The 20,835-nt window shown below is 71.6% G+C and carries 18 protein-coding genes, 1 pseudogene and 1 riboswitch; of the genes and pseudogenes, 12 read left to right on the forward strand and 7 right to left on the reverse strand.

Annotated features, from left to right (window positions below; genetic code table 11):
* Window positions 1-3: 3 nt before the first annotated feature.
* Window positions 4-1,428, reverse strand: coding sequence for an N-acetylmuramoyl-L-alanine amidase (locus tag ACQPWU_RS33430; protein WP_433428845.1), 1,425 nt, complete (start codon window positions 1,426-1,428; stop codon window positions 4-6).
* Between the two features lie 4 nt (window positions 1,429-1,432).
* Window positions 1,433-2,413 carry a M23 family metallopeptidase gene (locus ACQPWU_RS33435; protein WP_433428847.1) on the reverse strand — a complete coding sequence of 327 codons (981 nt, stop codon included), beginning with the start codon at window positions 2,411-2,413 and terminating at the stop codon, window positions 1,433-1,435.
* 209 nt (window positions 2,414-2,622) lie between these two features.
* Here ACQPWU_RS33435 and ACQPWU_RS33440 point away from each other — a divergent pair, with 209 nt between their 5' ends.
* Complete coding sequence (locus ACQPWU_RS33440) at window positions 2,623-5,493, forward strand: BTAD domain-containing putative transcriptional regulator (protein ID WP_433428849.1); 2,871 nt, start codon at window positions 2,623-2,625, stop codon at window positions 5,491-5,493.
* A 10-nt stretch (window positions 5,494-5,503) separates the two neighbouring features.
* Here the strand turns inward: ACQPWU_RS33440 and tenA are convergent, their stop codons facing one another.
* Entirely contained in the window at window positions 5,504-6,187 is a 684-nt protein-coding gene (gene tenA / locus ACQPWU_RS33445) for a thiaminase II (RefSeq protein ID WP_433428851.1), read from the reverse strand.
* A riboswitch (TPP riboswitch) is annotated at window positions 6,179-6,273 on the reverse strand. (Overlaps the previous gene by 9 nt.)
* A gap of 146 nt (window positions 6,274-6,419) precedes the next feature.
* Here tenA and ACQPWU_RS33450 point away from each other — a divergent pair.
* Genes ACQPWU_RS33450 through ACQPWU_RS33460 form a run of 3 tightly spaced genes read left to right on the forward strand, consistent with a single transcriptional unit; the run spans window position 6,420 to window position 8,979 of the window.
* On the forward strand, window positions 6,420-7,472 hold the full coding sequence (locus tag ACQPWU_RS33450) for an ABC transporter substrate-binding protein (RefSeq protein ID WP_433428854.1): 1,053 nt from the start codon (window positions 6,420-6,422) through the stop codon (window positions 7,470-7,472).
* Window positions 7,469-8,296, forward strand: a complete 828-nt coding sequence (locus ACQPWU_RS33455; RefSeq protein ID WP_433428857.1) for an ABC transporter permease — start codon at window positions 7,469-7,471, stop codon at window positions 8,294-8,296. The genes ACQPWU_RS33450 and ACQPWU_RS33455 overlap by 4 nt, the downstream gene beginning before the upstream one ends.
* Window positions 8,272-8,979 (forward strand): ABC transporter ATP-binding protein, encoded by a 708-nt coding sequence (locus tag ACQPWU_RS33460; protein ID WP_433428859.1) that lies wholly within the window; start codon window positions 8,272-8,274, stop codon window positions 8,977-8,979. Before ACQPWU_RS33455 ends, ACQPWU_RS33460 begins: the two co-directional genes overlap by 25 nt.
* 52 nt (window positions 8,980-9,031) lie before the next feature.
* Here ACQPWU_RS33460 and ACQPWU_RS33465 read toward each other — a convergent pair whose 3' ends face one another.
* Complete coding sequence (locus ACQPWU_RS33465) at window positions 9,032-9,877, reverse strand: NAD(P)H-binding protein (RefSeq protein ID WP_433428861.1); 846 nt, start codon at window positions 9,875-9,877, stop codon at window positions 9,032-9,034.
* Window positions 9,878-9,956: 79 nt separating this feature from the next.
* Here ACQPWU_RS33465 and ACQPWU_RS33470 point away from each other — a divergent pair, with 79 nt between their 5' ends.
* Window positions 9,957-10,706, forward strand: coding sequence for a helix-turn-helix domain-containing protein (locus tag ACQPWU_RS33470; protein ID WP_433428864.1), 750 nt, complete (start codon window positions 9,957-9,959; stop codon window positions 10,704-10,706).
* Window positions 10,707-10,753: 47 nt separating this feature from the next.
* Window positions 10,754-11,230, forward strand: coding sequence for a MarR family winged helix-turn-helix transcriptional regulator (locus ACQPWU_RS33475; RefSeq protein ID WP_433428866.1), 477 nt, complete (start codon window positions 10,754-10,756; stop codon window positions 11,228-11,230).
* Between the two features lie 91 nt (window positions 11,231-11,321).
* On the opposite strand, the pseudogene ACQPWU_RS33480 reads toward ACQPWU_RS33475, so the two are convergent.
* A pseudogene (locus ACQPWU_RS33480) lies at window positions 11,322-12,504 on the reverse strand (RNA-guided endonuclease InsQ/TnpB family protein).
* A gap of 122 nt (window positions 12,505-12,626) precedes the next feature.
* Here ACQPWU_RS33480 and ACQPWU_RS33485 point away from each other — a divergent pair.
* The 5 genes from ACQPWU_RS33485 to ACQPWU_RS33505 all read left to right on the forward strand — a co-directional run bounded on the left by ACQPWU_RS33485 (window position 12,627) and on the right by ACQPWU_RS33505 (window position 17,938).
* A complete protein-coding gene (locus ACQPWU_RS33485; protein ID WP_433428868.1) occupies window positions 12,627-13,886 on the forward strand; it encodes an amidohydrolase in 1,260 nt (419 codons plus the stop codon).
* Window positions 13,887-13,988: 102 nt separating this feature from the next.
* A complete protein-coding gene (locus ACQPWU_RS33490) occupies window positions 13,989-14,567 on the forward strand; it encodes a hypothetical protein (protein WP_433428869.1) in 579 nt (192 codons plus the stop codon).
* Window positions 14,568-14,584: 17 nt separating this feature from the next.
* Entirely contained in the window at window positions 14,585-15,550 is a 966-nt protein-coding gene (locus ACQPWU_RS33495; RefSeq protein WP_433428871.1) for a hypothetical protein, read from the forward strand.
* Window positions 15,547-16,641 (forward strand): NAD(P)/FAD-dependent oxidoreductase, encoded by a 1,095-nt coding sequence (locus ACQPWU_RS33500; RefSeq protein ID WP_433428872.1) that lies wholly within the window; start codon window positions 15,547-15,549, stop codon window positions 16,639-16,641. The genes ACQPWU_RS33495 and ACQPWU_RS33500 overlap by 4 nt, the downstream gene beginning before the upstream one ends.
* Window positions 16,642-16,660: 19 nt before the next feature.
* Complete coding sequence (locus ACQPWU_RS33505) at window positions 16,661-17,938, forward strand: cytochrome P450 family protein (protein ID WP_433428873.1); 1,278 nt, start codon at window positions 16,661-16,663, stop codon at window positions 17,936-17,938.
* 25 nt (window positions 17,939-17,963) lie between these two features.
* Here ACQPWU_RS33505 and ACQPWU_RS33510 read toward each other — a convergent pair whose 3' ends face one another.
* Window positions 17,964-18,842, reverse strand: coding sequence for an ABC transporter ATP-binding protein (locus ACQPWU_RS33510; RefSeq protein ID WP_433428875.1), 879 nt, complete (start codon window positions 18,840-18,842; stop codon window positions 17,964-17,966).
* 12 nt (window positions 18,843-18,854) lie between these two features.
* Window positions 18,855-19,475: a TetR/AcrR family transcriptional regulator gene (locus ACQPWU_RS33515; protein ID WP_433428877.1), complete on the reverse strand. Its 621-nt coding sequence runs from the start codon at window positions 19,473-19,475 to the stop codon at window positions 18,855-18,857.
* 111 nt (window positions 19,476-19,586) lie between these two features.
* Here ACQPWU_RS33515 and manA point away from each other — a divergent pair, with 111 nt between their 5' ends.
* Window positions 19,587-20,783 carry a mannose-6-phosphate isomerase, class I gene (gene manA, locus ACQPWU_RS33520; RefSeq protein WP_433428880.1) on the forward strand — a complete coding sequence of 399 codons (1,197 nt, stop codon included), beginning with the start codon at window positions 19,587-19,589 and terminating at the stop codon, window positions 20,781-20,783.
* The last annotated feature ends 52 nt before the right edge of the window (window positions 20,784-20,835 follow it).

The raw sequence follows: 20,835 nt of genomic DNA on the forward strand, positions 1-20,835 counted from the left end.
TTGTCATCCGCAGTGTTCGGAGGGGCTGTCGTACGTGCTGGTGCCCGCCTTGCCGCCCCACTTGACGCACTTGCCGGCGGCGGCGGCCCGTACGGGTCCCGCGTAGTACGCGAAGTTCCCGCTGTCGGTGACGCGGGCCTTGCCCTCGACCTCCAGGTAGGCGCTGGTCGCGGTGGCCGTGCCGAGCGAGGTCTTCTTGATCGTGGCCACGCAGTTGTTGCCGTTGTCGGAGTTGTAGAGCAGGTAGACCGTGCCCGCCGTACCGAGGGCGGCCGAGTCGATCACCTTGTAGCCGCTGCCGCACACCGACTCCGGCGTGTGCGGGTTGGTGCCGCCGCCCCCGCTGCCGGTGACGTACTGCATGTACCTGGTCCAGTCCCAGTATCCGCCGGGATCGGTGTGGTCGGCGCCGGGGACCTCGCTGTGGCCCACGATGTGGGTGCGGTCCTTGGGGATGCCGTACCGGTCGGCGATGTCGCGGGTCAGCGCGGCCGACGAGCGGTACATCGCGTCGGTGAACCACGTGGCGTTGTCCACGAAGCCCTCGTGCTCGATGCCGACCGAGCGCCGGTTGTAGTCGCCGGCGTGGAAGGCGCGGTCCTTCTCCCTGACCATCTGGGTGATGGCACCGTCGGAGGAGCGCACGACGTAGTGGGCCGAGGTGGGGTTCGGCCTGGGCCCGGTCTGGAACCAGGAGATCGTCCCCGCGTAGGAGCCCTGCGTCACGTGGATGACGATCCGGTCGATGGCGTCGCTGGCCGGCCGGTTGGAGACGGCGTAGTTGCTGCTGTGCGCCGGAGCCCACGCGGCCGACGGGTAGTCGGTGCTCGCCGCGAGCGTGCTCGGCTTGTCCAGGTCGCCCGCCTTGCCGTACGGGCCCCGGTCGGGTGTCACGGTGTGGGACGGCACGGTCACGGTCTCGCCGCCGGGAGTGGTGGCGCGGATGCCCTCGGCCAGCAGGTCGTAGACGGTGTCGGCGTAGAGCCGCGCGACCTCGGGCGTGGAGGCGCCGGCGTACTTGGCCACGGCCTGGTACCACTTGCCCGCGTCCTTGCGGGCGGTGGCGTCCAGCTTGAGCTCGTCGGCGTAGGCGCGCAGCACGGCCGCGCCGCCGGCGATGTTGGCCGCGTCGTCCGACTTCAGCGCCGAAACCGGCTTATTGGTCAGCGTGGCGGCGCGGTCGAGGGTCTTCGAGGTGACCAGGTGCATCACGCCGTACCCGCCGCTCGCGCTGGGCTCGCCCTTGTGCCCGTCCAAGTGCGTCTCGGAGTACGCGACCGACACCAGCAGGTCACGCGGCACCTCGTACTTCGACGCCGCCTGGGTGAACGCGTCGGCCATCGGATCGGCGGCGGCGGCCACGGCGGGCCGCCCCGCGAGCAGCGCCAGGGGGATGACGGCGCCGGTCAGGAGGATGCGAAGGTTCACAGGGTCAGCTCCCGCAGTGCTCGGACGGGCTGTTGTACGTGCTCGAGCCGGCCTTGCCGCCCCACTTGACGCACTTGCCGGAGGCCGAGCCCCGGACCGGTCCGGCGTAGTACTCGAAGTTGCCGCTGTCGGTGACGCGGGTCTTGCCCTGCACCTCCAGGTAGGCGCTGGTCGCGGTGGCCTTGCCGAGCGAGGTCTTCTTGATGGTGGCCACGCAGTTGTTGCCGTTCGCGGAGTTGTAGAGCAGGTAGACCGTGCCGTTCGAGCCGAGGACCGCGGAGTCGATCACCTTGTAGCCGCTGCCGCACACCGACTGGGCCGTGTGCGGGTTGGTGGAGCCGCCACCGCCGCACTTGTTGTTCGAGGTCACGGTCGCGATCGGGTAGCCGAAAGTGACGCCGTTGAAGACGGCCTTGCGGATGTTGGACGGGTAGCTGGTGCCGTTGCGCACCTCGTAGTGGAGGTGGGGGCTGATGTTGTTGCCCGGCTTGCTGGTGTTGCCCACCGTGCCGATCTTCTGGCCCTGCGCGACCTGGACGCCGGCCGAGACGGAACGGGAGTTCAGGTGGGCGTAGTACGACGTCCAGCCGCCCCCGTGGTCGATCTTGACCAGGTTGCCGTAGCCGTTGGCCGAGCCCTGGTGGGCCGAGATGACCACGGTGCCGGCCGCGGCGGCGACCACGGTGTCACCGAGGTCGGCGTCGGCCGTGCTGCCCCGGTTGAAGTCGATCTCGTACGACCGGTGGGCGCTGCTCCCGCTGTTGTTGCCCGTCCACTTCTGGCCGCAGGGGAACGGGAGCTGGAAGCTCGGCGCCGCCAGCGTGGACACCGGCGGGACGTCCACCTGGTTGGCCGGGTCGCCCATGGGCCCCTCGTCCGACGACGCGGGCGCCGGGGTCGGGGCGGCCCATGCCGCCGTCATCGTGCCTGTGGCGAGGCTGAAGAGCAGGGCGAACCCGGCCGTAAGCACCCCTCTGGGTCTCATGCGGATACCTTTCTGCGCGCGCCGGAGGGGCGGGCCCCGGCCGGCGCCGCGAACTGTCCGTTGGATCTTTCGAAGCGCTCTTGCTGGGGCCCAAGATTGCGAGTACGACATACAAAGAACATCCAAAATCGGTATAAAGGCCCTTCCAGCTTGAACGCCTAACCCAACGGGCGCCCCGCCCGGCGCCCAGCTCAGGAGAACGCGCGGTCATGGTGGTTGAACAGCCCGTATTCGGTGTCCTCGGGCCGTTACAGGTCCGGGTCCCGGAAGGGCCCCTTCGGATCGCGGGCAGGAAGCCCAGGCTCCTGCTCGCCTCGCTGCTATTGGACGCCAACCAGGTGGTCAGCTCCGACGTGCTCGTCGAGGTGCTGTGGCCGCGCACGCAGCCCTCCTCCGCCGTGGCCAATCTGCGCACGTACGTGAGCTCGCTGCGCTCGGCCGGCGTGCAGATCGCGGCCCAGGCCTCCGGCTACGCGATCGAGCTCGACGCGGACCGGCTGGACGCCCTGCGGTTCGAGGAGCTGGTGGCCAGGGCGCGGGCGGCGGGCCGTACCGAGGAGGGCTCGGAGCACTTACGCCGGGCGCTGGCGTTGTGGCGCGGGACACCGCTCGGCGAGCTGCCCGCCAGCCCGCTCTGGGACGGGCGCCTGCGCGCGCTCACCCAGGCCCGGCTGGGCGCGGCCGAGGAACTGGTCGAGACGAAGCTGGCCCGCGGCGAGCACGCCACGGCCATCGACGACCTGCGCGAGCTGATCGGCGAGCACCCCTACCGGGAGGATCTGTGGCAGCGGCTGATCCTCGCCCTGCACCACAGCGGCCGGCGGGCCGAGGCGCTGCACGCCTACACCACGATCAGGCGGCAGCTCGTGGACGACCTGGGCATCGAGCCTGGGCAGGAATTACGTGACGTGCACGCCTCCGTGCTGGCGGGCGATCCCCCGCCCACGCCCGTGCCGGCGGGCGATCCTCCCCCGGCGCCCGCCGTCGCCGCGCCCCACCAGCTCCCCGCGGACGTGCCGGACTTCACCGGCAGGGCGGAGGACGTGGCGGCCCTGACGCGTGCCCTGTCGGCGGGTGAGCCGCCGCAGGACGGGCCGCCGTCGATCGCCGTGGTGACCGGGCAGCCCGGCGTCGGCAAGTCCGCGCTGGCCGTGCACTGCGCGCACGCCTTACGGGCGGAGTATCCGGCCGGGCAGCTCTATCTGTGCCTGGGTGGCACCGACGCGACTCCGGCCGACCCCCTCGACCTCCTGGCCGAGGCGCTGCGGGCGCTCGGCGTCGCGGAGCCGGCCCTGCCGCCCACGCTGCGTGAGCGGGCCTCGCTCTATCGCTCTCTGCTGTCCGAGCGGCCCATGCTGGTCTTCCTCGACGACGCCGCCGACACCGCGCAGGTGCGCGCCCTGCTGCCCGGCAACGGCTGCGCGGTGCTCGTCACGAGCCGGCGGCGGATCGCGGAGTTACCGGGCGCCCTCCAGCTCGAGCTCGACGTGCTGCCGCCCGCGGAGGCCGAGCAGCTGCTGGGCAAGATCGTCGGCGCCGAGCGGGTGGCCGGGGAGCGCGAGGCCGCCCAGGCGATCGTGCGCTCCTGTGGCCACCTGCCGCTGGCCGTCAGGGTGGCGGGGGCCCGGCTGGCGGGGCGGCCCGGCTGGCCGCTGAGCGTGCTGCGGCAGCGGCTGGACGACGAGACGAGCCGCCTCGACGAGCTGCGCGCAGGCGACCTCGAGGTACGCGGCTCGTTCGAGCTCAGCTACCGGCGGCTGCCCGGCGACGCGGCCCTGGCCTTCCGCGCGCTCGGCCTGCTCGGCTCGCACTCCGTGCCGGGCTGGGTGGCCGACGCCGTGCTCGACAGGCACCGGGCGGAGACCGTGGTCGACACCCTCGTGGACGCGAACCTCCTGCGCCTGGCCGGCACCGACCCCGTCGGCCAGCCCCGCTACCGCCTGCACGACCTGGTCCGCTGCGCCGCGAAGGAGAAGGCGGGCGGCCCGACCGTCGACGGGGCCGAGCGGCACGCGCTCATCAGGGTGCTCGGCGGCTGGCTGACCGCCGCCGAGCACGCCGCCACGCGGCTGCCGACCACCCTCTTCGGGCTGACGTCCGACGGGGCGCCCCGCTGGAGCCTGGAGCGGGAGACACTCGGCCGCCTGACCGCCGAGCCGCTGTCGTGGTTCGACGCCGAGCGGGAGTCCCTGGTGGAGGCGGTACGGCTGGCCGCCGACGCGGGCCTGGCGCAGTCCGCGTGGGGGCTGGCCGCGACCCTGGTCCCGTACTTCGATCTGCACTGCCGCCTGGAGGAGTGGCAGGTCACGCACCGCGTCGCCCTGGACAGCGCCCGCGCGGCCGGCGACCGCCACGGCGAGGCGGCCATGCTCCGCGGCCTGGCCCAGGTGTGCCTCTACCAGGACCGGTACGCCGAGGCCGGCGACATGTTCCGGCGGGCGCGAGCCATCTTCCACGAGCTGGGCGACACGCGGAGCGAGGCGATCTCGATCTGCGGGCTGGCGGCCGTCAACCAGTTCTCCGGCCGGCATCTCAGGGCGCTCGGGTCCTTCAGGCACGCGCTGGCCATGTTCCTGGCCATCGGGGACAGGAGCGGCGAGGCGTACGCGCGGCAGGCGATCGGGCGCGTCCACCTGTCGCTGCGTGACGTGCGCCAGGCCTCCAGGTGGCTCGGGGACGCACTGCGGCTGGCCGAGGAGCTGGGCGACGCCCACCGCGAGGGCTGCGTGTCGATGCAGCTCGGCCGCATGTACGACCTGGTCGCCGAGTCCGACAGGGCCATGCGGTTCCAGGGGCACGCGCTGGACATCTTCGAGTCGCTCGGGGATCGGCACTGCGGCGCGTACGCGATGCGGAACCTGGGCGGGCTCCAGGTGGCCAGGGGCGACCGGTCGGACGGCTCCGACCAGCTGGAGCGCTCGCTGGTGATCTTCCAGCAGCTCGGGGACCGGAGCGGCGAGGCCGACACCTACCAGACGCTGGGCGAGCTGTACCGGTCGGCCGGGCGCACGGCGCTGGCGCGCCACTACCTGCACCAGGCCCGCGAGCTGCGCAGGGAGCTCAGCGAGTCGTTCGCGTGACGGCGGGGTGTCAGGCCAGCCATCGCGCCGTGGGCCAGGTCTCGAGGCGCCAGGCGCTGTCCCAGAACATCCACTCGTACTCGGTGGCCCGGCAGAACGCCTCCTCCATCGCCTGGAGCGTCGCCGGGTCGGCGAGCTCGGCCAGCCGGTCCACGAGCGCCTTGGCCTGCTCCACCGAGGCCGCGAAGGACGGGTCGGAGTAGGTGGCGATCCAGGTCCGGTACGGGTGGCCGGGAGCGCCCGCCGTACGCTCGAGCAGCGCCGTACCGACGTCCTGGTACACCCAGAAGCACGGCAGCACGGCGGCGGCGAGCACGGGTAGCGGGGCGGCGAGCGCCGTCGCCTGCAGGTAGGACGAGTAGGCCAGGCAGGTCGGCGACGTGGCGATCCCCTCCGTCTGGCCGGCCGTCAGCCCGAACTCCTCGAGGTAACCGGCGTGCAGGCCGCGCTCGACGACCAGCGCCGTGTGCGCGCTCTGGGCGAAGAACGCGGCGTCGGCCGGGTCCGTGGCGCGGGCCGAGGCGGTCGCGAGCACCTTGGAGTACGCCACGAGGTAGCGCCCGTCCTGGACGAGGTAGAACGCGAAGCGGTCCCGGTCGAGGGTGCCGTCGCGGAGGGCGGTGTTGAACGGGTGGTTGTGGATCGCGTCGAGCAGCGTGGCCGTGCGCGTCCAGATCTTCTCGGAGAAAGTCAACGATGACGTCCCTTCGCTAGTGCGAACTAGATCAGGTTCGACGGGTGTGATCTCAGCCCGGCGCCCGGGCACCCCGCGTCGTGATCGACGTTAGCAGACTCGCTCCCCTCCCCACCTCCAGAGCACACCAGCAGAATACCCGATAAATCGGTAGGAAATGTTGCTTTTGCGGTCGGGGCGTGCCTATCGTGAGTGCGGGCTTGCTGCCGTCCCACGACAAGGACCATTCCGTATGCCTGTCTCCTCCCTGTTAAGACCGGCGCTCGCCGTACTCCTGCTCGCCGCGATGGCCGCGTGCGGTCAGAGCGGCGAGCGTGAACGGCCCGCGTCAACGCTCGCGGCGGACGCTCCGCTGCCGGCCTCCGTGCCCAAGGGCACCAAGTTGATCGTCGGAGACCCGCCGACCAAGGTGGCGCTCCAGCTCTCGGGCCAGATCGACAAGTTCTCGTTCGACATCGAGTGGGCCAACATCAGCGGCGGGCCACAGACGAGCGAGGCGTTCCGGGCGGACGCGCTGGACGTCGGCGCGGTCGCCGAGATCCCGCCCATCCACGCGACCTGGACCGGCCTGCCCGTCAAGATCGTGGCCTCCAAGTTCCGCAAGGACCCGCTCAACCACCCGACGTACGAGCTGGGCATCGCGCCGGGGGTGAGCGTGAAGACCCTCACCGACCTGCGCGGCAAGAAGATCGCATACAGCCCTGGCCAGGCGCAGGGCGCGCTGGTGCTCAAGGTGCTGAAGAAGGCCGGGCTCACCAAGGACGACGTCACCCTGGTCGAGCTGCCGAGCACCGGCGACGTCTACCCGAACGCGCTGGCCTCCAAGCAGGTGGACGTGGCCCCGATCGGCGGCGTCAACATCAAGCGGTACGCCGCCAAGTGGGGCAAGGACGGCGCCACCACCATCCGGCACGGTCTGCGTGACGACCCGGGCCACCTCTACGTGCGCACGGTCACCCTGCAGGACCCGGCCAAGGCCGCCGCGATCCGCGAGTACGTCGCCGCCTGGGCACGAGCCACGCGCTGGGTCTACGAGCATCCCAAGGAGTGGATCGAGGGCTACTACGTCAAGGACCAGGGCCTGTCCGCCGCCGACGGCCAGTACCTGGTCGACCTGGCGGGCGAGCCGGACATCCCGGGCGACTGGTCGGATGCCGTCGCCAGGCACCAGGAGACCATCGACATCCTGGCCAAGGAGACGGGGAACCCGCCGCTGAAGGCACAGGACCTGTACGACCTGCGCTTCCAGTCGGTGCAGGCGGACGCGCTGAAGGGCGGCGCATGATGACACTCGTCACCTCCCGGCCGGCCGCCGTCGCTCCCGCGCGGAACCGGCGCCGCCTGCGCCCCCGCCGCCCGATCAAGTTCGGCTTCCTGCTGGGCCCGTTCCTGCTGCTGGCGCTCTGGGCGGCCGCATCGGGCTCGGGCCTGCTCGACCCCCGGTTCCTGTCGGCGCCCTGGACCGTGGTCACCACCGCGGCCGACCTGATCGAGAACGGCCGCCTCCAGGACAACCTGCTGGCCTCGGTCCAGCGCGTGGTGCTGGGCCTGGCCATCGGCGTGCCGCTCGGCACGGTGCTCGCGCTCGTGTCCGGCCTCAGCCGCTGGGGCGAGGCCGTCGTCGACGGGCCCATCCAGATCAAGCGGGCCATCCCGGCGCTGGCGCTGATGCCGCTGCTCATCCTGTGGCTGGGCATCGGCGAGGTGATGAAGGTGACGGTGATCGCCGTCGGCGTGCTCGTGCCGATCTACATCCACACCCACAACGGGCTGCGCAGCATCGACAGCCGCTACGTCGAGCTGGCCGAGACGGTCGATCTCGGGCGCGGCGCGTTCATCAGGAAGGTGGTCCTGCCGGGCGCGCTGCCGGGGTTCCTGCTGGGGATGCGGTTCGCGGTGACGACGTCGTGGCTGTTCCTGGTCGTGGCCGAGCTGATCAACTCCACCAGCGGCATCGGCTACATGATGGACCTCGCGCGCACGTACGGGCAGACGGACGTGATCCTGGTCGGCATCGTCCTGTACGGGCTGCTCGGCCTGTTCTCCGACGCCGCGGTGCGGCTCGTGGAGAGGAGGGCGCTGTCGTGGCGACGGACGTTGGCCGGCTGACCCGCACCCAGGGCCTGACCCGCCGGTACGGAACCCGTACCGTGCTCGACAGCCTGGACCTGGAGATCGCGCCCGGCGAGTTCGTGGCGCTGCTCGGGCAGAGCGGCTCGGGCAAGAGCACGCTGCTGCGCGCGCTGGCCGGGCTGGATGGCGACGCCATCGGAGGCGCCGCGGGGGACGGACTGGTCGCGGTGCCCGCGCAGGTGTCGGTGGTCTTCCAGGACGCCCGGTTGCTGCCCTGGCAGCGGGTGCTCGACAACGTCGTGCTCGGCCTCGACGGGGCCGCGGAACGGGGACGCCAGAGCCTGGCGGAGGTCGGGCTCGCCGGGCGGGAACGGGCCTGGCCGAACGAGCTGTCCGGGGGCGAGCAGCAGCGCGTGGCGCTGGCGCGGTCCCTCGTGCGCGAGCCTCAGCTACTGCTCGCCGACGAACCGTTCGGCGCGCTCGACGCCCTGACCAGGCTCAAGATGCACGCGCTGCTGCGCCGCCTGTTCGAGGAGCACCGCCCCGCGGTGCTGCTGGTCACCCACGACGTGGACGAGGCGATCGCGCTGGCCGACCGCGTCCTCGTACTCGATCAAGGGAGGATCGCGGCCGAGCAGCGGCTCGACGCGGGCAGGAGCACCGCCGAGATCCGGGCGGAGCTGCTGCGGGCGCTCGGCGTTACGGGAGACGGCCCGTGAGACGGCCCGCCGCGTCGCACCGGGAGTTCCGTGCGCGCGGCGGGCCTGCCGGTCAGCCGGTGAAGGCCGCGCGGTGGTCCTCGGCCCATGTCCGGAACGTGCGGGGCGGCCGTCCGAGGGCCTTCTCCACGTCGTCGGTCAGCCGGGCGTTGCCGCCCCGCAGGACCAGCTCGGCCCCGTTGAGCGCGACGTCGACGAACCCGGGGTCACGCCCGGCGGCGAGCAGCTGCTGCCGGTAGGCGTCCAGCGAGATGTCCGCCGTCTCCAGCTCACGTCCCAGCGCCTCGCCCAGCTGCCCGACGACGTCCGGGACGCTCAGCAGCTCGGGCCCGGTCAACGTCAGCACCAGCCCGGCCAGGTCGCCGGACGTCAGGGCCCGTACGGCGACCTCGGCGATGTCGCGCGGGTCGATGTAGCCCTCCGCCCCGGTGCCCGTCATGTTCGGGATCGGCTTACCCGCCCGGATCAAGGGGGTCCAGAACAGGGTGTTGGAGGCGAAGCGGGTGGGCCGCAGCACCGTCCACTCCATCCCGCCCGCCCGGAGCGCCTGCTCCCCCGGCAGGTGCCAGTCCCCCACCTTGACGTGCTCGCCGGTGCCGATGGCCGAGAGCTTCACGGCCTTTCGCATGCCTGCCGCGCGCGCGGCGGCGAGCGCCGCCTCGTCGTGGCGGATGATCTCCGGGCCGGGCGCGCTGAGCAGGAACAGGGTGCCGGCTCCCGCCGCCGCCTGCGCCAGGGACGCGGGGTCGTCGAAGTCGCCCCGTACGGCCTCGACGCCGGGCAGTGCGGGGACTCGCGACGGCTCCCGGGTCATCGCCCGCACCCGCTCACCACGAGCCGACAACAACCGGAGCACTTCACCGCCGATGGTGCCCGTGGCACCTGTGACAAGAATCATGCCTGGCATGCTGTCAGCGCACCTACCGGCACTTATAGGAAGTTCCGGCACGACGCCGGGCGCCGGATAGCGTGGGGTCATGAGCATCCCGTCCGAAAGGCTGCGGCCCTGGGTCAGCGAGGTCACCGTGCTGGCGGGCCACGGGCCCGGCGATCGGCTGGTGCACGTCCCCGACGCCGGCACCGCGCTGGTCGTGCGCACGACGCCGGACGGACGCTGCGACCTGCTGGTGGTCGGGCCGCGTACGCGCGCCTCGTACCACATCGGCAAGGACCTCCCCTTCGTCGTCAAGCTTCGGCTTCGCCCGGGTGCCGCGCGACCGCTGCTCGGATTGGGGGTGGGCGAGCTGGTCGACCGGACGGCCGCCATCGGCGATGTGTGGCCGGACTCGGACGGCCTCGTCCGCCGGCTGGCAGAGTCGGGCACCGACGCGGAGCTCGTGCTGAAGCATCTGGAGTCGGCGCTGCTGGCCCGGATCGCCGCCCAGAGCCCCGCCGACCTCGAACGCAGCGAGCTGGTGCGGACCGCCGCCAAGGCCCTGACCCGGCCTGCCGGCCGGGGACGGGAGCCGGTGCCCGCCATCGCGCGGCGGCTGGCCGTCAGCGAGCGCCATCTGCGCGGCCTGTTCTCCGACGGCGTCGGCGTCCCGCCCAAGCGCTTCGAACGCATCACCCGCGTCCGCAGGGTGCTCGCGGGCGGCCGTGCCTCCAGCTGGGCGACGGCCGGCTACTACGACCAGTCCCACATGACGGCCGAGTTCCGCGCCATGATGGGCGTGACTCCCGGCGCCTTCTTCGCGGGCCGCCTCCCCGCGCTCCAGCCTTGCTAAACTGATAGTTCGCTTTCCGAATCAATAGAGGTCAGAGGGTCGGCGGCATGGCCAAGGCAACGGGTGAGCACATGGGCGTCGTCACCGCGCTGGTGCGCGCCTCCTTCCTGGTGAGCGCCGTCTACGCCGAGTCGGCGCGCGAGTACGGCATCACCTCGCAGCAGGGGCAGCTCCTGTGCGTGCTGATGGCGCAGCCGTACGGGATGAGCGAGCTGGGCGGGATTCTGCACCTGGCCAAGTCAAGCCTCACCGAGCTGGTCGACCGGAGCGTCCGGCGCGGCCTGGTGCGCCGCGAGCCGGACCCGCGCGACGGGCGCGCCGTGCGGGTGGCGCTCACCGAGCAGGGCGGCGAGCTGGCCGAGGCCTTCTACACCGAGACCTGCCGCCGGATCGACGACCTTCCCTCGGGCCTGGCGGCCGCCGACCGCGCCGCGCTGGCCGGGCTGCTTGGCCGCGTGGTCGAGGACAACCAGGTCCCGATGGTGTTCATGGAGCCGGGCGACGCCGCCACGCACAAGAATTGACGCGTACGGCGAGGCGGCGCGGCGGCGTGGAACGGATGCCAGCTTGACCTCCTCCCCACAGCTGAAGCCGGGGGATTCCAACCCTCGCGGGCTAGGTTTCCTGCTTCACCGCCAGTCGCCCGCCGGGCTTCCGCCCCTTGAGGTCTTACACCAGCTCCACAGGCGTTTCACCTCTCCGCCAGCCCGGCGGCGAGGATGTTTTGCGCCGCGTTCACGTCGCGGTCGTGATGCGTGCCGCATGCACACACCCATTCCCGGACGCCCAGCGGCAGCGTCTCTTGCAGGGCTCCGCACGCCGAGCACAGCTTGGAAGAGGGGAACCAGCGATCAACGACCACCAGTTCCCGCCCGTACCAAGCGGCCTTGTACTCCAGCATGCTCCGCAACTCGCGCCAGGACGCATCCGAGATGGCGCGGGCCAGCGAGCGGTTGCGGACCATGTTCCGTACGGTGAGGTCTTCCACGGCGATCGCTTGGTTCTCGCGAACAAGCCGTGTCGTGACCTTGTGCAAGTGATCGCGGCGGCGGTCGGCAATTCGCGCGTACACGCGGGCCACCTTCTGCTTAGCCTTGGCCCGGTTCGCCGAGCCCTGCCCCTTACGAGCCAGCGAGCGCTGGGCCTTGGCGAGCTTGCGGCGGTCAGCTCGCTCGTGCTTCGGGTTGGCGATCTTTTCGCCTGTGGAGAGCGTAGCCAGCGCACAGATCCCCGCGTCGATGCCAACCCTTGCCTCGGCCGGCCCCAGCGGCGCGATCTTCGCCTCCACCAGCAGAGACACAAACCAGCGTCCGGCCGCGTCCCTGGACACGGTCACCGTGGACGGCTCAGCTTCTTCAGGGATGGGCCGGGACCAGACGATGTTCAGGGGCTCGTTCATCTTCGCCAGCGTCAGTTGCCCGTCACGCCAGCGAAAAGCACTGCGGGTGTACTCTGCCGAGGCCCGCGACTTCTTGCGGGACTTGAAGGTGGGATACTTGGCGCGTTTGGTGAAAAAGTTTGAGAACGCGGCTTGCAGGTGCCTGAGCGCCTGCTGCAACGGCACGGACGACACCTCGAACAGGAAATCGTACTCGCCACTGCGCTTCCAAGCCGTGAGCATCGCCGACGACTCCACGTAGGAGACGCGCCTGCCTTCCAAGGTGTAGGCACGGGTGCGCTCTTCCAGGGCTTTGTTGTAGACGAGGCGGACGCCGCCGAACGTCCGGGCAAGCTCTTCTGCCTGCTCGGAGGTCGGATAGAAGCGGTATTTGTAGGATCGCTTCACGATCTGCGCCACGGTTCACATTCTAGCCCAAGATCAGTTGAGAATCGAGTGTGTGTTCGCATTATGTCCCGTCCAGTGCCGCGTTTCCTTCCCAGAGTTAAAGCCCGGCGTCTCCATGCTGTAAGGACTCTTCGATGAGCGACCAGGACCCCATCGACAAGATCATGGCCGGGCTGGACGGCCCGGCGCTCGACGACCTCGCCGAGCTCTACCGTGACCTGCACCGGCACCCCGAGCTCTCCTTCAAGGAGGAGCGCACCGCGGGCATCGCGGCCGACCGGCTCCGAGCGGCCGGGTTCGAGGTGAGCACGGGCATCGGCGGCACGGGCGTGGCGGGCGTGCTGCGCAACGGCGACGGCCCGACCGTCGCGCTGCGGGCCGACATGGACGCGCTGCCGGTGCTGGAGGCGACGGGCCTGCCGTACGCGAGCACCGCCACCTCACCCGACGGGGTGCCGGTCATGCACGCCTGCGGCCACGACGTGCACGTGACGTGCCTGAGCGGCGCCGCCCGGCTGCTGGCGGCCGGCAAGGACCAGTGGCGGGGCACGCTCGTGGCGCTGTTCCAGCCGGCGGAGGAGATCGCGGCCGGGGCGCAGGCCATGGTGGACGACGGGCTGTTCGACCGGACCGGCACGCCCGACGTGGTGCTCGGCCAGCACGTCTTCCCCGCCCCGGCGGGCACGGTGCTCCTCAGCCCCGGCGAGGTCCTGGCCGCCGCCGACAGCGTGGAGATCCGCCTGTACGGCAGGGGCGGGCACGGCTCGCAGCCGGAGCGGACCGTCGACCCGGTGGTCCTGGCCGCCTCGACCGTCATGAGGCTGCAGACGGTCGTCTCGCGGGAGGTGTCGCCGTTCGAGCGGGCGGTGCTGACGGTGGCCCAGATCCACGCGGGCCACAAGGAGAACATCATCCCCGACGAGGCGTCCATCACGATCAACCTGCGCTCGTTCAGCCCTGAGGTGCGCCGCTCCCTGCTGGCCGCGGTGGAGCGCGTCGTCAACGCCGAGGCGGCCGCGTCGGGCGCGCCACGCCCGCCGGAGTTCCGCACGCTCAACGCGTTCCCGCTGACCGTCAACGACGACGGCGCCACCGCGAAGGTGCGTGAGGCGTTCGACGGCCGGTTCGGCTCCGAGCGGGTGCCGGACATGGCGCCGTTGATGGGCAGCGAGGACTTCGGCCTGTTCGGCGCCACGGCGGGCGTGCCATCCGTCTTCTGGGGCCTGGGCGGTGCCGACCCCGACCTGTACGCCCGCGCCGAGCGGGAGGGCCGCCTGCGGGAGGACGTGCCGGGCAACCACTCGCCGTTCTTCGCCCCCCAGATCCTTCCCACCCTGCCGATGGGCGTCGAGGCGCTGACCACCGCCGCCCTGGCCTGGCTGTCCGCGCGCTGACCCGGGGGGCGCTGAAAGTTTCAGCGGCCGACGTGCGTGGATGCCGCCTCGGCGGGCGCGGCCGTGGCGCTCCCGCCCGGCCGGTCTTATGGTGAGGCGGCCATGTCCCGTGTGCTGACTCTCCTGGCCGGGCTGTGCCTGGCATTCGCGCTCCAGCCTGCCGCCGCGGCGCGGGCCCTGTCCGTGGCTGTACCGGTCGGCGCCCAGTTCACCGACACGTCGGGCAACCTGCTGCACGCCCACGGCGGCGGCGTGATCAAGGTCGGCTCGTACTACTACTGGTTCGGGGAGAACCGCAACGCCGACGGCACCTTCAGGTACGTCTCCGCCTACCGCTCGGCCGACCTGCGCACCTGGGAGTTCCGCAACCACGTGCTCACCCAGTCCAGCGCCGCCGAGCTGCAGGTCGCCAACATCGAGCGTCCGAAGGTCGTCTACAACGCCTCGACCGGCCAGTTCGTCATGTGGATGCACAAGGAGAACGGCCGCGACTACGGCGAGGCGCGGGCGGCCGTGGCGGTCTCGGACACGGTGGACGGCGCCTACACCTACCTGCGCAGCTTCCGCCCGCTCGGCCACATGTCGCGCGACATCACCGCGTTCGTCGACACCGACGGCACGGGGTGCATGATCTCGGCCGCGAACGAGAACCACCCCCACCTCTATCACCACAAATCGTGACGATATAGTGACTCTTTGTGAACGAATCGAAGCGCGTGGAAATCACGTGGCCCAGCATCGGCATCACCGTGACCGTCGAACTCGACCAGCGCAACCGCACCCTGGCCCAGCGTCTGTGGGACGCGCTGCCGTACCGCAGCCTGCAGGGACATGCCCTCGTCGCGGGCTATCACCTGTACCACGTCGCTCCCGTCCATTCGCTGCTGCACACGCAGCCCGAACACCGCGTGGACCGGCGCGCCGTGCCCGACGGCACCGTCTTCTGCTCGCGGCTGCAGCATCTCGGCATCAAGTACGGCGAGCTGACCGAGCCCATGACCGCCGCCCCGATCGGCCAGGTCGTCCAGGAAGACCTCGACGCCCTGATCCAGGCCGGCCGCGACGTCTGGCAGTCCGTCTACACCACCAAGCAGCCCGTCATCGCCGAGGTGCGCCGCGTGGGCGAACCCGGCGGCCACCGGCTCCCCCGGCTGCCCATCGGCGACCCGAAGCTCAACGAGCTCGTCAAGGACGTGCACGCCGAGACCGAGCGCATCTGGCTGGATCCACCGCGCGAGCTGCTCGACCTGCACGCCGGCCGCATCCCGTCGGGTGCGGGCAGCTACGAGACGGTCCTGACCACGCTGCTGTTCGTCAACGGCGAGACCCGGCCGCTCGGCTACAGCTGCTACGGCGGCCTCGTACGCGCCGCGCTCGACGGCATGCCGATGCCGTGGCTGCGCCAGATGACCCGCCAGCTGGCCCACACGCCCGCCGAATTCCTCGGCTACTGCGGCCTGAGCACTCTGTGGGACTTCACCCAGCGGCTGCTGGACGGGCTGGAACGCCTCGACAGCCATGAGGACTTCATCTCCGTCATGGCCCAGATGGCGCTCTACTGCAACTGCCTGGGTGGCTGGAACCTGCACCTGTTCCCGTGGCAGGCCGGCGAGCACCTGCGCCGCGCAGGGAGCCCACCGGTAGCAGAGAGCACACCGGTATGAGCGGGCACCGGGTGGTGGTCATCGGTGGCGGCGTGATCGGCTTGTCGATCGCGTTCCACCTGGCCGAGGCGGGAATCGACACCACGCTCCTGGAGCAGGGCACGCTCGGCTCGGGCGCCTCGCGCGCCACCGCCGACGTGGTCCGCTCCTACTTCGCCGGCAACCCGGTCAGCTCGGCGCTCGCCGTCCGCAGCCTGGACGCCTACCACGCCTTCCCGAGCAGGCCCGGGATCGATCTGCCGCTGCGGCAGGTCGGCTACCTGGTGCTGTTCACCGAGCCGGAGCAGGTGGAGGCGTTCGAGGCCGACCTGCCCGCCCAGCGCGCCGCCGGGGTCGACGTCGGCCTGATCAGCGCGGAGGAGGCCAGGGAACGCAACCCGCTCATCGGGGGCTTCCCGCTGCGCGCCGCCGCGTACTCGCCGCAGGCCTACATCTCCGACACCACGGCCATCGTCACCGCCTACGCGCGAGCGGCCGAGCAGGCCGGCGCGAGACTGCGTACCGGCTGCCCGGTCACCGCCATCGACGCCCAGGCCGGGCGCGTGGGCACCACCTGCGGCGAGATCGGCGCCGACGCCATCGTGTGCGCCGCCGGCGCCTGGTCGGCCTCGCTCGTCCGGAGCGCGGGTGTCGACCTTCCGCTCACCGAGCCGATCGAGCAGGAGCTGCTCACCACCGACCCGCTGCCGCGCGGCACGCCGGACATCCCGGTCACCCTGCACGCCGCCAGCGGCCTGCTCGTACGGATGCGCGACGACCGGCTGCTGATCGGCATGGGCTACCCGGGACGCGACCGGGAGGCATGGCGGCGGGAGGTCGCCGAACAGCTCGCGGCCACGTACCCGAGCCTGGCCGGGCTCACCCTGCGCCCGGCCGTCACCGGCCTGCGCGACGCCAGCCCCGACAAGACGGCCTTCATCGGCCACCGGCCGGGACCGCCGGCCTTTCTGTACGCGACCGGCTTCTCCGGGCACGGCCTGTGCAACGCGCCCGCCGCCGGAGAGCTGGTCCGCGACCTGTACCTCAACCAGGACCCCGGTTTCGACGTGACCGCGCTGGCGATGGGCCCGCGACGGACCGGACGGCCATGACAGACGGATGGGACGACTCATGACCCACGACAGCACTCTGGACACGCAGGCCCCAGACGCGCAGGCCCCACACGCCGGGGCCGGGCAGCCTCGATTCGTGCTCGACCCGGCCACCCCGAGCGTGCACGCCGACAACGAGCGGCTGCGCGAGGCCGGGCCACTCGTGCCCGTGACGGCCGAGGGCGTCCCCGCCTGGGCCGCCACCCGCTACGCCACACTGCTGACCGTCCTGACCCACCCGAACCTGTCCAGGGAGATCCGCCACTGGGCCGCCCGCGACCGATCCCCGCGCGGCACGGCCATCGACCGCATCGTCACCGACACCTCCATGCTCAACGCCGAGGGAGAGCTCCACCGGCGGCTGCGCGCCTCGGTCGCCGGCGCGTTCACGGCGCGCCGGCTGCGGCGGCTGCGCCCCAAGATCGAGACGATCACCGGCAGGCTCATCGACCGGCTCGCGGCGATGCCGCCCGACCAGCCGGTGGACCTGCGCAAGGAGTTCGCCTACCCGCTCCCCCGCGAGGTCATCTCCGAGCTGATCGGCATCCCGGCCGCGCACCAGGACCGGCTGCACGAGCTCTCCGACGCCGTGGTCCAGGTGGCCGACGGCCCCGACGACACGCCCGGCGTGCGCGGGACCCTGCACGAACTGCTCGACCAGATCATCGAGGAGCGCCGGGACACGCCGGGCGAGGACCTCATCACCGACCTGTTCAGGCTGCACGACAAGGACGGCGCCCGCCTGTCCGCCGACGAACTCCTCGCCACGATCGAGCTGCTGTTCATCGCCGGGCACGTGACGACCGTCAACCTCATCACGAACGCCATCGGCGCCCTCATCAACCGGCCGGACCAGCTCGGCCTGCTGCGTTCGGGCCGGTGCCCCTACAGCGCGGCGGTGGAGGAGACGCTGCGCTGGGACTCGCCGATCGCCTACTTCCCCATGCGCTACGCCGTACGCGACATCGAGATCGACGGCGTGCACCTGCGGACCGGCGAGCCCATACTGGCCTGCTTCGCCTCCGCGGGACGCGACCCGAGCCACTACGGCGAGCACGCCCACGTCTTCGACGTGAGCAAGCCGCCGAGCAGCCACCTGTCGTTCGGGCACGGGCCGCACTTCTGCCTCGGCGCGCCGCTGGCCAGGCTGGAGGCGGAGATCGCGCTGACCGCGCTGTTCGAGGCGTTCCCCCGGATCACACCGGCCGCGCGGCCCGAGGAGCTGGCTCCGCTGAACACGCTGCTGGGCAACGGCACCCGCACCATGCCCGCCCGGCTCGGCCCTCGCGCCCGCTGACCGGGGCCTTCAACGCTGATGCCGGTCAGCGCGCGGTCTCGTAGTGGCGCAGGAACAGCTCCTCCAGCGTCGGCGGCCGGCTGACCAGGCTGCGCACGCCCGCCTCCGTGAGCCGCCGCAACGCCTGGTCCAGCGCCGCGCCGTCCACCGTGAACCGCACCCGCCCGTCACCGGCACTGAGGTCGTGCACCCCCGGCAGCTCGGCCAGCCCGTCCGCCGGCCCCGCCAGCTCCGCCTCGATCGACGTGCGCGTCAGGTGCCGCAGCTCCGCCAGCGTGCCCGTCTCGACCGCTCGGCCGTCACGGATGATCGTCAGCCGGTCGCACAGCGCCTCCACCTCGGCCAGGACGTGGCTCGACAGCAGCACCGTACGCTGCTCCTCCCTGACGCACTCCCGGAACACCTCCTCCATCAACGGGTCCAGACCGGAGGTGGGCTCGTCCAGGATCAGCAGCTCCACGTCGGAGGCGAGCGCGGCCACGAGGGCCACCTTCTGCCGGTTGCCCTTGGAGTACGTGCGCGCCTTCTTGCGCGGGTCCAGGTCGAACCGCTCCAGCAGGTCCGCCTTGCGCCGCTCGTTCAGCCCGCCGCGCAACCGCCCGAGCAGGTCGATCGCCTCGCCGCCCGACAGGTTCGGCCACAAGGTCACGTCGCCCGGCACATACGCCAGCCGCCGGTGCAGCTCGGTCGCCTCCGACCACGGATCGCCACCCAGGAGCCGGGCGGTGCCCGCGTCGGCCCGCACCATGCCCAGCAGGATCCGGATCGTCGTGCTCTTCCCCGCCCCGTTCGGCCCCAGGAACCCGTGCACCTCGCCGGTGCGCACGGTGAGATCGAGGCCGTCCAGCGCCCTGGCCGGCCCGAACGTCTTCACTAACCCCTTCACGACGATGGCGTCAGGCATGGTGATGCTCCTTCATGTCGTCTGGCCCCGATCGAGGGCCTTCCTGGCCTCGGCGGCCTCTTCGAGGCTGAGCAGGGGGTGGGAGTAGATGTCCAGCACCACCCGCATGACCTTGACCTGCCCCTCCGGGCTGGTCAGATCGACGCCCAGGCCGCGCTCGACGTGCTGCCGGAGAACCGTGGGCGCCAGCGCCATCGCGGCGATCATCGTCGAACGGGACCGCGCGTCGGCGTCAGGCGGTTCGGGGCGGCTCTTGTCGGCCTCCGTGATCCACCGCTCACCGATGTCGACCATCTCGTCGAACAGCGGCGCCGCCCAGCCCTCCGTCAGCGCCCGCGCCAGGTAGGGCTGGAAGGGCCCCATCACCGCGACCGGGTTCAGGCCGCCCCGCGGGTCGCGCGCGGCCTCCTCGTGCAGCCTGCGGATGGTCTTCATCAGGTGCTCGTCGCACGCCTCGCGCAGCGCCTGCTTCGAGCCGAAGTGGTGGCGCACCAGCCCCAGGGACACTCCCGCGGTCTCGGCGATCCCGCGGATCGTCGCCCGCTCGAAGCCGTACTCACCGATATGCCGCATCGCCGCGTCCCTGATCCGCGCACGCGCCGTGAGGTCCTCCGGGTCCGGTACGGTCGTCATCCTGTTCCCCTGTATAGCCGACTGTTCATACAGCAAGCAGACTATACCCATGTATAGCACGACGCAACGTGCCCCCGACTACGCACATCAACCCGTCCCGTTCTACGCTCCATGACGACGATTGGAGCCTCCGCCGTGCCACAGCCCGACTTCCCGCCGGCCACCGCGCCCATGCGCCTGACCACCGCCATCCGCCCCTACGACTGGGGCTCGGTCACGGCCCTCCCCCACCTGTTCGGCACCGAGCCCACCGGCCGGCCGCAGGCCGAGCTCTGGATGGGCGCCCACCCCGGCGACCCCTCCACCGTCGCCGGCACCCCGCTCAACGAGCTCATCGCCCACGACCCCACCGCCATCCTCGGCGAGCCCACCGCCGCCCGCTTCGGCCCCGCCCTCCCCTACCTGCTCAAGGTCCTGGCCATCGAACGCCCGCTCTCCCTCCAGGTCCACCCCACCACCGCGCAGGCCGAGGCCGGGTTCGCCGACGAGAACGCGCGCGGCATCCCCATCGACGACCCGGCCCGCACGTACAAGGACGCCTCGCACAAACCCGAGATGGTCTGCGCGATCACCCCCTTCCACGGCCTGTGCGGCTTCCGCGACCCCGCCGCCACCGCCGGCCTCCTCGACCGCCTGGCCCTGCCGGACCTGCACCCCTGGACCGACCTGCTCAGAGCGGGCGGCCTGCGGGAGGTGTTCGCCCAGATGCTCGACGACTCCAACCGGCCGCTCCGCGCCCAGGTCGAGCAGGCCCTGCTCGCCCTTGACGACGACCCCGACCTGGCCGTCTACGGCGACATCGCCCGCGCCTGCCCCGGCGACCCCGGCGTCACCGCCGCCCTCCTGCTCCACCACGTCAACCTCCTCCCCGGCCAGGCCCTCTACCTCGGCGCCGGGGTCCCCCACGCCTACCTCGGCGGCATCGGCGTCGAGATCATGGCCAACTCCGACAACGTGCTGCGCTGCGGGCTCACCACCAAGCACATCGACGTACCGGAGCTCCTGCGCGTCGTGGACTTCACGCCCTCGGAGCCGCACCTGGTGCGGCCGGAGGAGGACGCACGGGGCGAGCACCACTACCGGCCGCCGGCCCCCGAGTTCGCCCTGACCCGCTACGACCTGGAGTCGCCCCATTCGGTGCCCGGGGGCGTCCCCCAGATCGTCGTCTGCATCGACGGCGAGACCCACCTCGGCGACCTGACGCTGCGGCCCGGCGAGTCCGCGTTCATCCCGGCGTCGGTTCCGTCGGCGCGGCTCTCCGGCAAGGGAACGGCCTATCGCGCTCTGCCCGGCGCCTTTACAAAGTAGATCCGCAGGGACGTTTAGGTCCCGGCTTGAACGTCCCGTTCCTAGGCTCCGT

Origin of the sequence: Nonomuraea sp. CA-141351, assembly GCF_050944675.1 — a bacterium.
Taxonomy (GTDB): domain Bacteria; phylum Actinomycetota; class Actinomycetes; order Streptosporangiales; family Streptosporangiaceae; genus Nonomuraea.